We start from the raw sequence: 11,627 nt of genomic DNA, 5'->3' as shown, positions 1-11,627 counted from the left end.
TGGTGCGATGGAAAGGGAAGATGCCAAAAAAGTCAATAAGCGAATATTGCATGCGATATTCGATCGTGCTAGCGATTGGGTATGGCAATGCTGGAAGAGGACCGGACTTGCCCAAATCGGGAGGATGTCATGACAATTCGCAGTCTCATTGCTGCAGGCCTTGCATGCTCCGTGGCAGTCGCGCCGCTCAGCGCTTTCGCCTCGGACAACAAGATCGCCCTGGTTCCGGGCGGTCCGCACCCCTATTTCGCGCCCTGGGAACAGGCTGCCGCCGATGCCACCAAGGATTTCGGCATCGCCGCTGTCGAATACAAAGTGCCGAGCGAATGGAAATTGGAGGCGCAGACTGAGCTTCTGGAAAGCCTCGCGGCACAGGGTACCAATGGCTTCGGCGTGTTTCCGGGTGACGCAGTCGGCGTCAACGCCATAGTGTCGGAAATGAAGAGCAACGGCATTCCCTCGGTGGCACTTGGCGGCTGCGCGCAGGATCCGACCGATGTCGGGCTTTGCCTGGCGACCGATGTTTCGCAGTCGGCCTATCTCGGCACCAAGGCGCTGATTGAGGCGATGGGTGGCAAGGGCACGATCGTTCATCTGGCAGGCCTGCTCGTCGATCCGAATACGACGCTGCGCGTCAAGGCGGTCGAAAAGGCCGTCGGCGAGACGAATGGCGCCGTCACCCTGTTGCAGACGGTCGGTGATACCGACAGCCAGGAACAGGGCGACCAGAAGATCAATGCCCTGCTTGCCGCGCAGAAGGACAAGATCAACGGCCTGATCGCCACCGGCTATATTTCCTCGGTGGTGGCTGCAACCGCGCTCAAGAACCTTGGCGATAAGAAGATCAAGCTTGTCGGCATCGACGATGACAAGATCATCCTTGACGGCATCCGTGACGGTTTCGTTGCCGGCACCATGGCGCAGAACCCCTATGGCCAGGCCTATATCGGCGCCTATGTGCTTGATCAGATGGCTGCAGGCTGCAGCGTGAAGGCGGACGCCCCGTGGATCGCCACACCTCAGACGGCGCATTTCGTCGATTCCGGCACGCTGCTGATCTCGGAAAAGAACGTCGACAGCTACAAGGACGATCTGAAGGCGCTGACGAAGAAACTGCAGGGGAGTTTCAAGGACACCTACCTCTCCTGCAAATAACGAGAGCGGCGTGGGGTCGAAAGCGCCCGCCGCCCAATCATTCCTGTTCCACGAGACCGGTCATCCCAGCGCATGGCACCCATCGACAATGATAGCCCCGTCCCCGATGCAGGCAGACACAGCCTGCTGGGATTGCTGACCAGGGGGCCGGCGCAGCTCGGCCTGCTGATCATCCTTCTGATCCTGTGGGCCGTCTTCACCAGTCTGGCGCCGGGCTTCCTGTCGCGCTTCAACCTGAATTCCATGGGCCGCTCGGTCGCAATCGATGTCGTGGTCGGCTTCGCCCAGATGGTGGTGCTGGCGACAGGCGGCATGAACCTCTCGGTCGGCGCGATCGGCGTCTGCTCCGTCATGGCTGCGGGCTATCTGATGCAGACGGCAGGCCTGCCCATTCCGCTTGTGATCATCCTGACGCTCGCTTTCGGCGGCCTTCTCGGCGCGCTGAATGGGCTCGCGATCGTCAAGACCGGCGTCAACAGCTTCATCGTCACGCTCGCCAGCGCCAGCCTGTTTTCCGGCGGCATGCTGATCTTCACCAAGGGCGTGCCGCTGAACGGGTTGCCGGCGAGTTTCGGCGCCTTCGGCCGCAGCGGCATCGGCCCGGTGCCGTCGCTGGCGGTCGCAGCACTTTTGATCGGCGCCCTGCTCTACATCCTTTTCAAGCATACGGTGCTCGGCCGGCAGATCCTGGCCGTCGGTGCCAATGCACGTACGGCGGAAATGTCGGGCGTCCCCGTCGGACGGATTACCATCTTCGTGCATGTGCTCTCGGGAATGCTGGCCGCAGCAGCAGCCTTGATGCTGACGTCACGATTGTCAGCGGCCATGCCCGGCGTTGCCGGCGACGACTGGCTGCTGCCCTCTTTCCTTGCCCCCGTCATCGGCGGCACGGCGCTTGCCGGCGGAATGGTGTCGGTGGTTGGTACGATCCTCGGTGCGATGCTGGTCGCAACCATCCGCAGCGGCCTGCTGGTGCTGCAGGTCGGGAATTTCTGGCTGCAGCTCTTCCTCGGCATCTTCCTGCTCTCGGCTATCCTGTTCGAACGCTACCGGACGAAGCTCGCAATCCGCGAACAGACGAGGCGCGCATGAAGACGCTGATTTCCCTTGCCGCAAGGACACAATGGTCCGGCATCCTGGTCGGCGTCATCGCCGGCGCCATCGCGCTCGCCTTCGCCTCCCCCGCCTTCATGACGGAATTCAATTGGTTCGTCATGCTGCGCAGCATCTGCGTATCACTGCTCGTCGCCTTCAGCCAGATGGTCATGCTGGGCGTCGGCCAGATGAACCTTTCCGTCGGGGCGCTCGGCGGGCTCATCGCTGTCGTGACCGGTGGACTTATGGATGTCTGGGGACTGCCGGCCATCGCCGCGATCATTGTCGGCATCGCCTTCGGCGGCCTTGCCGGTTTTATCAATGGCTGGCTGACGGTGCGCACCGGCATCAACGGCTTCATCGTCACACTCGCGACCGGATCAGCCTTTGCCGGCGTCAATCTCGGCATCACCAAGGCCATTCCCTTCTACAATCTGTCGCCGGCCTTCGTCGCCTTCGGCAATGGACGCCTCGGTCCCTTCCCGCTGCTGCTGATCGTGCCGCTGGTGGTGACCGTGCTGCTCATCATCTTCTTTGTCCGCACGGTCGAGGGACGCTACATGCTGGCGGTCGGCGGCAATGCCCATGCGGCGGAGCTGTCGGGCATTTCGGTCGCCCGCGCGACGATCATGGCGCATGTGCTTTCCGGCCTGCTGGCCGCAACTGCCGGCGTGCTCGCCGTCGCCCAGCTCGGCTCAGCGCAACCGACGATCGGCGCGGACTGGGTGGTCATTTCCTTTGCGGCGCCGATCATCGGCGGAGCAAGCCTTGCCGGCGGCTCGATCTCCATCCTCGGCACCCTCATCGCCGTGTTGCTGGTCGGGCTGATCCAGAATGCCATGGTGCTGCTGGCGGTCGATCCCTACTGGGTGACCTTCCTGCTCGGCGCGCTGATCCTCGCCGCCGTCTGGATCAACCGCTACCGCGCAGTCCGGGTCGGGGAGGATTGAGATGGCACTCATTCTGGACCGGATCGGCAAGTCGTTCCCGGGCGTGCGGGCGCTCAACAATGCATCTCTGACCCTCAATGGCGGCGAGATCCATGCGCTGATGGGCGAAAACGGCGCCGGCAAATCGACGCTGATCAAGATCATCACCGGTGTCCATCGGCCAGACAGCGGGACAGTGACGCTGGACGGCACGCCTCTATCCCTCTCATCGCCCCGCGATGCAATCGCGCTCGGCATTTCGGCGGTGCATCAGGAGCGTAACCTGATCCCTCGCTTCTCGGTGGCCGAAAACATTCTCCTGGAGGGGCTGCCGGTTCGAAACGGACTCGTCGATTTTCGCCGCGCCAACGAACAGGCGCGCGAACACCTTCGCAAAGTCGGCCTCGATGTCGATCCGGCAACGGAAGTGCGCCGCCTCAGCGTCGCCCAGATGCAGATGGTGGAGATTGCCAAGGCGCTCAGCCACCAGGCCAAGGTTCTGCTGCTCGACGAGCCGACGGCATCGATCACCGATGCCGAGACTGAAATCCTCTTCAGGCTCGTGCGGCAGTTGCGTGATCAGGGAACGGCGATCCTCTTCGTCAGCCACAAGCTCGAAGAGGTTTTGAGCCTTTGCGACCGGGTCACGGTTCTGCGCGACGGAGAGACGACACTGCGTGGCGCGCCGATGGCTGGGATGACACGGCAGACGCTGATCGAGGCGATGATTGGCCGCGCGGAGCGGCCGGTGATTGCCCGCTCCGGCAAGCCGCAGGAAGGTGCACCAAAGATCGAGCTTCGCGATGTCGCGACAGCGACCGGCCACGGCAATATCTCTTTTTGCCTCCGTCGCGGTGAAATCCTCGGCCTCTACGGCCTCGTCGGTGCCGGCCGCACTGAGCTCGTCCGCGCTATCATTGGAAAGGACAAGCTTAAGTCGGGCACGTTTCTGATCGACGGCAAACCAGTGCGGATCGGCTCGGTGGAGGAGGCGATCAAGCGCTTTCGCATGGGCTATGTCAGCGAAGACAGGAAACACGAGGGCGTCATCCTCGCTCATCCGATCCGTTCGAATATCGCCATGACCGTCTGGGGCAAGATCGCCTCGACCTTCGGCCTGATCGGCGCCGGCCAGGAGCGCCGGACCGCCGCACCACTTGCCCGGCAGCTGGAAATCCGCGCGCCCAATCTCGAACAGCTCGTCGGCAATCTCTCGGGCGGCAACCAGCAGAAGGTGTCGCTTGCCAAGTGGCTCGCCGCCGATGTCGATATCCTCTTCATCGACGAGCCGACCGTCGGCATCGACATCAAGGCCAAGGCCTATATTCACGAGCTGATCAACGGGCTTGCCGACAAGGGCATGGCGATCCTGCTGATCTCCAGCGACATGCCGGAAATGGTGGCGCTCGCCGACCGCATCCTCGTCATGCACGATTTCAGGATCGTCCACGAACATGAAAACGACCGCAAATATGAGACGGCAAGCCGCGCCATCATGTCGGCAATCCACGCGGCCGAACCCGCCCAAACCCGCACGGCACGTTAGGAGGAACCATGGCCCGCATTGAAAAGATCGAACTGCGCATGGTGGACCTGCCGCCGAAGGTGAAGCGTACCGATGCGATCCAGAGCTTCGTCAGCCAGGAAACGCCAATCGTCACCATCACCGATTCCGACGGTGCCTCGGGTACCGGCTATTCCTACACGATCGGTACCGGCGGCTCCTCCGTCATCCGGCTTCTGTCGGACCATCTGGCGCCGCTCTTGATCGGCGAGGATGCCGATTGCATTGAGGCGATCTGGCACAAAATGGAATTTGCCACGCATGCAACGACGATCGGCGCGATCACGGCGCTGGCGCTCGCGGCCGTCGATACCGCACTCTGGGATCTGAGAGCCAAGAAGCAGAAGCTGCCGCTCTGGAAACTTGCCGGGGGTGCCAAGGAAAGCTGCCCGCTCTATACGACCGAAGGCGGCTGGCTGCATATCGAGAAAGAGGCGCTTGTCGAAGACGCCCTGCAGGCGAAGGCGAAAGGTTTTAGCGGCTCGAAGGTGAAGATCGGCAAGCCGCACGGCGCTGAGGATTATGCCCGTCTGTCTGCGGTACGCGCCGCCCTCGGCGATGGCTTCGAGATCATGACCGACTGCAACCAAGGCTTTACCGTCGATGAAGTGATCCGCCGGGCAGAACGGCTGAGGGAACTCGACCTCGCCTGGATCGAAGAACCACTGCCGGCCGACGATCTCGACGGCCATATCCGGCTGTCGCGCTCGACCCCGACGCCGATTGCCGTCGGCGAATCCCTCTATTCGATCCGGCATTTCCGCGAATATATGCAGAAGGGCGCCTGCTCGATCGTGCAGGTGGATGTTGCCCGCATCGGCGGCATCACACCCTGGCTGAAGGTTGCGCACGCGGCCGAAGCCTTCGATATCCCCGTCTGCCCGCATTTCCTGATGGAGCTGCATGTCAGCCTGGTCTGCGCCATCCAGAACGGCAAATATGTCGAATATATCCCGCAGCTCGACGATCTGACCACCAGGGGCATGGAAATCCGCGACGGCCACGCCATCGCCCCCTCCGAACCCGGCATCGGCATCGAATGGGACTGGGATGCCGTCAAGAAGCGCAGCATCGCCGAATTCACGACAGAAATTACCCGAGGGCGGTAGCAATATGCAGCGAATGGGCATGGTGATCGGCCTGGAGCCGGACAAGGTCGCAGATTACAAGGCACTGCATGCCGCCGTCTGGCCGGAGATCCTGTCACTGATCTCGGCCTGCAACATCACCAACTATTCGATCTTTCTGAAGGAGCCGGAAAACCTGCTGTTTGGCTATTGGGAATATGTCGGTGACGATTTCGAAGCCGATATGGCCAAGATGGCCGCCGATCCGGCAAATCGGCAATGGTGGGCCGTCTGCATGCCCTGCCAGAAGCCGCTTGCAACACGCAAGGACGGTGAGTGGTGGGCGATGATGCCGGAAGTGTTTCACTTTGATTGAACTGGCGTTGCTCAGGCGCTCGAAGCAGAACGCTTCCGGGATCCATGGAATTGCAATTCTGATATCATTGCCTTATATGCAATCAATGATATCAGGAGGCTTTTATGGCCAGCATGACTATCCGCAATATCGATGATGCGCTGAAACGGCGCCTGCGAATCCGGGCTGCGAGCCACGGCCGGTCCATGGAAGACGAAGCGCGCGATATTCTTCGATCGGCACTGGCCACCGGCGAGACACCACGCAACCTTGTTCAATCCATCAGGGCACGCGTTGCACCGACCGGTGGCGTTGACCTTGATATTCCCGCACGTGAGCCTATTCGTGACATGCCGGACTTCGAACAGTGATCATCCTCGATACGAATGTTCTTTCCGAGCTGTTGGTGTCATCCCCGAGCCCAGCCGTCATCGACTGGTTGGCCGAGCAGGGCCCAGCTTCGGTATTCACGACGTCTATCACCGAGGCAGAAATCCTATACGGCTTGCGGCTACTACCAGAAGGTCGCCGCCGTCGGGAGCTAGAGGCCGCAATATTACCGATCTTCAATGAGGATCTTGCAGGGCGTGTCCTACCCTTCGACCGCGAAGCAGCGGACGTCTATGCCACTATAGCGACCAGGCGGCGCGCTGCCGGTCGCCCAATCAGCCAATTTGATGCACAAATCGCAGCCATAGCCTTATCTCGCGGCGCGTCGCTTGCGACGCGCAACGAAGCCGATTTCGAGAATATCGGCCTGGCGATCGTGAACCCATGGAAGGCAAGCTGATCTAAATAGGCGATCTCATCAGGGCCGGGGTCGGTCCGTTGCAAATTTTCCGACTATCCACGCCTGGGCCCGCCCCCTCCTTGCTGATCATTCTCGTCAGTGTGGCGGTGCTGCTCGACGTCCGGCAGGCAAGATAATTGCCGGGCCCATCGCGAGTGCGACAGCTGTGCTTATTGAACCCATTCAATACGCTCTGTCGAAACCAAGCTCGAACCAATCCATCACATCCGGCGAGACAAGGTCTTCTTTCGATAGGCCATTCAGCATCCACTTGCCATAGCTATCGCCTTTGGATGGCCGTCCAATCTTCAAGCGCTCGGCAATCTGCAGGGCAATGATCGTTTGATCCCTCGAACTCAGGAGCAAAGGCAATCGGCCCGCGAGGCTCGTGCTGCTTCTCCTCTTTCCATCGAGCACTCCGGCCACGCAACCGGTAAAATAGCCAGCTCTCTTCGCCCTTGGAAACCAGGTGCTGCCGTCGTCATAGGCGGGTGCACTCAGCATCTCGCGGATGGATTTATCCGGTTTGCCCCAATGGAGCACGGCGTCAAGCTGATCAACCACCTCAGGCGTTCTGTCGCTTGCGAACATGACGCGCATATATTGGCAAAGCGCCGGCGCGCCCCTGCTTCTTTCGATCTCGGTACTCACGCCGTCGGGATCGGCCATGATCGCCGCACCGAGGTCATTGAGGATTTTTTTCCGTTTGTGCTCATTGAGAGCGGCGAGATCGCGCCTGTCCCGGATGAAGTCGCTCCAGACGGAGGCTGGCTGGCTCTGAGCCATTGTCGCGACCACCGATGACAGCAGCACAGCAGCCACAAGGACCGCGTGCCTGCAAGCGGATTTTATCATTCTGCGAGGCCCCAGGATCCGACCTTCGATCTTGTTCAGCCTGCATTATTATCCAGATTCGGAGGCCAGACGAAAGCTTGCCATCAGCTCCTGTCCACCTCTACCGTCGCCGTCAGGCCGGCGATCAGCCTGACATCATCAGGCACGGCGTCGATGCTGATGCGCACCGGCACGCGCTGGGCAAGGCGCACCCAGCTGAAGGTGGGGTTGATGTTTGCGAGCAGGCCGCTGCCGGCGGTGCGTTCGCGGTCCTCGATGCCGGTTGCAATGCTTTCGACATGGCCGTCAAGGCTTTTCGTCTGGCCCATCAGGTGGATGGATACCTTGTCGCCGGGGTGGATGCGCTGCAGCTTGGTTTCTTCGAAATAGCCTTCGACGCGCAGCGAATCCGTATCGATCAGCGCGATCTTGGCGGTTCCGGCGCTAACATAATCGCCCGGGCGCAGGCTGAGATTGGAGACCGTCCCGTTGACCGTCGCCTTGATCTCCGAACGGTCGAGATTGAGCGCAGCCAGATCGCGGTTGGCGGCTGCCTGGCGGAAGGCGGCTTCGGCCTGCTCTTCAGCCGTCTGCGCCTGTTCCTTCTGCTGCAGCGAGGCGGCTTCGCCGAGGCGCTCCTGGCGCTCGCGCTCACGGTGTGCCTGGTCGAGCGCGGCCTTGCTGCCTTCGAGTGCCGCTTCGGATTGAGCGAGCGCTATCGAGAAACGTGCGCGATCGACGCGGAAGAGGATATCGCCCTTCTTCACCGCCTGATTATCGATGACGAGCACCTCGCTGACGAGGCCAGAGACATCGGGCGCGATCCCGACGACATCGGCGCGCAGTCGAGCATCGCGCGTCCAGGGCTCGTCCATATAGTGGCCCCAAAGCCCGCGGCCGACAAAGACGGCGGCGACGACCACGGCAAGAGTGACGATGAGGCGACCAATGAATTTCAGGGAGTCCATGCGAAATACCAGCGTGTGAAGGAGGAAACGGCTCCAAGGACGAGCACGTAGAGGGCGAGGTCGAAGAGACCACGGTGCCAGACGAGGGAATAGGCACCGAGCCAGGCCAGCATCCGTCTGATGACGATCATTAGCATCAGGCTCAGCACCATGAGAACGAGGAGGCGTGGGACATAGACGCCGTAAACATCAAATTCTGCAGGCATGACAATTACTCAGCGGCAAGCGGGAGGAGTTGCGGCGCAGCCTCGGCCGCGTGCCAGCTTGCTGGCGGGGCTGCGTCAGGGAAAAGGGCGCGCCTGAGGCCGACAAGGGCGTCGATGCTGTCGGCGCCGCGCCTGTTGTCTTCGAGCGCGATGATTTTGAGGCTGTCGTCGATCGACTGACGCAGGCCCTCTTGCGGAGCGAGCGCCCGACCGGCCGCAATACGGTCATGATAGAAATCGGCGATGCCGGAGAGAACCGCGCCAAGCGATGCGGCGCTCGCCCCACGCAGTCTCTTGCGTTCACCCTGCAGCATCAGCACGTTGAAGCCGATGCGCACTTCGGCAAAGCCATCCACCTTCTTCAATTCCCGGTCCTCGACGACGGCAAGGCGCGGTACGAGCTGGCCGAGGCGATCGAGAATGCGGCCGGAAAGCCGCTCGTGATCGGCACGGCGTTCGCCTGCCGCCGTCTCGGCAAGATCGGTCCAGCCGGCGCGCACCAGCCGCCAGGCGGCGAGTTCGGCGCCGAAAGGGCGGGCGATCAGCGTCCATACCAACGCAAAGCCGATGCCGGCGAGCGCGGCGATCGCTTCATTGGTGAAGGTGGTGAAATCGGACGTGTAACGATCCTGCAGCGCGATGAAGGAGGCGCTGTTTACTGTCAGCAGCATGGCCAACATGTTGAACTGCGGCTTGGGGATCATCAGCCCCAAAAGCAGGAAGGGCGGAGCGAAGACAAGAACCAGGAGCTCGTAGCTGTTGACCATCGGCAGGATGCCGAAAATATAGACGAAGGAGATGATGAGGCTGATGCCGCACCAGATGAACATCGAGGTGATGAAGGGTGCAGGCCGATCAAGCGCCGCGAAGAAGGAGCAGGCAACGGCTGCCATGGTGACGAAACCGGCGCCATTCTGCCAGCCGCTATAGATCCAGAACAGGCAGGCGACGAGAATGCCCGCAACGACCGCGCCGGCCTGGAAGGCAAGCAGCGCATAATCGAAATGCCTGATACGGCCGACGATCTGGCGATGGCGAAAGGCCGGCCGCCAGGGGCCGGAATGTCTGCCGCTGACGATTTCGTCGCGCAGCGTCAGGCAATCCTGCCAGAGATCGACGATCTCCTTCAGCCGCGCCAGCGCACTGGAAAGCAGCAGGTCGCCCCAGCGCCGATCCGGGTCGGCCTCGCGGAGACTATCGATCCGCTGCGCCAGCTTTTCAGCCGTGTCGTCAGCTTGAGATTTTGCGCCGAGGCTCAGCCAGTCGGCGACCTCGTTCAGCAGGCAGATCAAATCTTTTGGCAGCACCTCGCGCTCGGTCTTCAGTGCATGAAGGCGATCGGCGAGCGAGGAGAAGAGCGGCAACAGCATCAGGAGACGGCCGCGCAATTCGCGCGAATGGCGCACAATATCACGGCTGCCCGCGTCGTAACCAAGCTGGCTGATGATGAGGTCGAGGCCGGTGACGTCGGCGGCAAGCTTCTGCCGTTTCAAGGGCGTTGCCGGCGTCGCACCCTCGCCGCGCAGAATATCATTTGCCCAGCTGCCGGCATCGTCGAGCCAAGTGGAAATGCGCTGGCCGAGCACGCTGCGCACACTGGTCGGGAAGACGACGGCACTGACGAGGCTGGCGCAGACGATGCCAATAATGATCTCTTCCGAGCGGGCAAGGGCCGTGTCGAAGATGGTGTCAGGCGAACCGACGGACGGCAGCGCGATAAGCGGCAGGGAATAGCCGGCCAGCATGAAGACGTAGCTGCGTGAAGAACGGTCCAGCATCGAGATAAACAGGAGCGTGCCAGTCCAGAGCGCAATGACGATGCTCAAAAGCTCCGGCGCATTGACGAAGAGCGGCACGAAGAAAACGGCCGCACTTGCACCGAGAAGGGTGCCGAGCGCGCGATAGAGGCCCTTCGAACTTGTCGCACCCGCGAGCGGATTGGCGACGACATAGACGGCCGCCATTGCCCAGTAAGGCCGCGGCAGGTCCAGGGACAAGGCAATGAAAAGGGCAAGCATGGATGCGAGGAAGGCCTTGGCCGAGAAGAGCCAGTCCCGCCAGGAGGGAAGGGTCACGATGTTTCCTCAAATTGCTGTGCGATCGCCGCAACCTGCGACGGGCTGATCTCTTCGAAGGCCTGCAGAACGCGGACCGCCGCTTCGAGATCGGCTTCACTGACGTTTACGAGGATCCTGCCGCGCAGGTCATCGAGAACGGCCTCCATCCGGGTTGCGAGGCTCTGGCCCTCCTCCGTCAGCCAGAGACCCTTTGCCCGCCTGTCAATCGGATCATCCTTGCGCATGACGAGATCGAGTGCTTCCAGCTGATCGAGCAACCTGACCAGCGACGGGCCTTCGATGCCGACGTGATTGGCCAGCACGACCTGGCGCACGCCACCACCCAAACGGCCAATCCAGAGCAATGGTGCTGCGCAAGCTTCCGAGATGCCGTGGGAGGTCAGCGCAAGATCCACCGCCCGGCGCCAGTTGCGGCCGGTCGACAAAAGGTTCGCAGTGAAAACGCGCTGAAGGGACGTAAATGATTGCATGCCATTCTAGTAGCATTAAAATAGTTAGGATTCAAACAATATTCTGAGACGAACGGAAATTGCTCCCGACGGATGTCCGAAGACAGCTGGCGTCAGGATGGAGATGGGCAGGAATT

13 protein-coding genes are annotated in these 11,627 nt (G+C 61.3%); 8 read left to right on the top strand and 5 right to left on the bottom strand.

From position 1 onward, the window contains the following. Positions 1-129: 129 nt before the first annotated feature. The 8 genes from AB4Z13_RS26780 to AB4Z13_RS26745 all read left to right on the top strand — a co-directional run bounded on the left by AB4Z13_RS26780 (position 130) and on the right by AB4Z13_RS26745 (position 6,955). On the top strand, positions 130-1,155 hold the full coding sequence (locus tag AB4Z13_RS26780; RefSeq protein WP_442207261.1) for a sugar ABC transporter substrate-binding protein: 1,026 nt from the start codon (positions 130-132) through the stop codon (positions 1,153-1,155). 72 nt (positions 1,156-1,227) lie between these two features. Further along, positions 1,228-2,247: an ABC transporter permease gene (locus AB4Z13_RS26775; protein WP_442207260.1), complete on the top strand. Its 1,020-nt coding sequence runs from the start codon at positions 1,228-1,230 to the stop codon at positions 2,245-2,247. Further along, on the top strand, positions 2,244-3,200 hold the full coding sequence (locus AB4Z13_RS26770) for an ABC transporter permease (RefSeq protein ID WP_442207259.1): 957 nt from the start codon (positions 2,244-2,246) through the stop codon (positions 3,198-3,200). Before AB4Z13_RS26775 ends, AB4Z13_RS26770 begins: the two co-directional genes overlap by 4 nt. 1 nt (position 3,201) lies before the next feature. Further along, entirely contained in the window at positions 3,202-4,725 is a 1,524-nt protein-coding gene (locus AB4Z13_RS26765; RefSeq protein WP_442207258.1) for a sugar ABC transporter ATP-binding protein, read from the top strand. Positions 4,726-4,733: 8 nt separating this feature from the next. Further along, positions 4,734-5,852 (top strand): mandelate racemase/muconate lactonizing enzyme family protein, encoded by a 1,119-nt coding sequence (locus tag AB4Z13_RS26760; RefSeq protein ID WP_113320196.1) that lies wholly within the window; start codon positions 4,734-4,736, stop codon positions 5,850-5,852. Between the two features lie 4 nt (positions 5,853-5,856). Beyond that, positions 5,857-6,186 (top strand): L-rhamnose mutarotase, encoded by a 330-nt coding sequence (locus AB4Z13_RS26755; protein WP_007820508.1) that lies wholly within the window; start codon positions 5,857-5,859, stop codon positions 6,184-6,186. Positions 6,187-6,290: 104 nt separating this feature from the next. After that, the gene (locus tag AB4Z13_RS26750; RefSeq protein ID WP_113320197.1) at positions 6,291-6,536 is read left to right on the top strand and encodes a FitA-like ribbon-helix-helix domain-containing protein; all 246 of its coding nucleotides are present in this window, start codon (positions 6,291-6,293) and stop codon (positions 6,534-6,536) included. Further along, positions 6,533-6,955 (top strand): type II toxin-antitoxin system VapC family toxin, encoded by a 423-nt coding sequence (locus AB4Z13_RS26745; protein ID WP_442207257.1) that lies wholly within the window; start codon positions 6,533-6,535, stop codon positions 6,953-6,955. The genes AB4Z13_RS26750 and AB4Z13_RS26745 overlap by 4 nt, the downstream gene beginning before the upstream one ends. A gap of 183 nt (positions 6,956-7,138) precedes the next feature. Here the strand turns inward: AB4Z13_RS26745 and AB4Z13_RS26740 are convergent, their stop codons facing one another. From AB4Z13_RS26740 to AB4Z13_RS26720, 5 genes are all read right to left on the bottom strand, one after another. After that, positions 7,139-7,777: a hypothetical protein gene (locus AB4Z13_RS26740; protein ID WP_442207256.1), complete on the bottom strand. Its 639-nt coding sequence runs from the start codon at positions 7,775-7,777 to the stop codon at positions 7,139-7,141. Positions 7,778-7,893: 116 nt separating this feature from the next. Continuing rightward, complete coding sequence (locus tag AB4Z13_RS26735) at positions 7,894-8,757, bottom strand: efflux RND transporter periplasmic adaptor subunit (RefSeq protein ID WP_442207255.1); 864 nt, start codon at positions 8,755-8,757, stop codon at positions 7,894-7,896. Then, entirely contained in the window at positions 8,745-8,963 is a 219-nt protein-coding gene (locus tag AB4Z13_RS26730; protein ID WP_442207254.1) for a DUF1656 domain-containing protein, read from the bottom strand. Before AB4Z13_RS26730 ends, AB4Z13_RS26735 begins: the two co-directional genes overlap by 13 nt. A gap of 5 nt (positions 8,964-8,968) precedes the next feature. After that, positions 8,969-11,038 (bottom strand): FUSC family protein, encoded by a 2,070-nt coding sequence (locus AB4Z13_RS26725; RefSeq protein WP_442207253.1) that lies wholly within the window; start codon positions 11,036-11,038, stop codon positions 8,969-8,971. Beyond that, positions 11,035-11,511, bottom strand: coding sequence for a MarR family winged helix-turn-helix transcriptional regulator (locus AB4Z13_RS26720; RefSeq protein WP_442207252.1), 477 nt, complete (start codon positions 11,509-11,511; stop codon positions 11,035-11,037). Before AB4Z13_RS26720 ends, AB4Z13_RS26725 begins: the two co-directional genes overlap by 4 nt. Positions 11,512-11,627: the final 116 nt, after the last annotated feature.

Origin of the sequence: Rhizobium sp. YAF28, from assembly GCF_052113285.1 — a bacterium.
Classification (GTDB): Bacteria; Pseudomonadota; Alphaproteobacteria; order Rhizobiales; family Rhizobiaceae; genus Rhizobium.
This window is presented reverse-complemented; position numbering and strand designations above follow the sequence as displayed.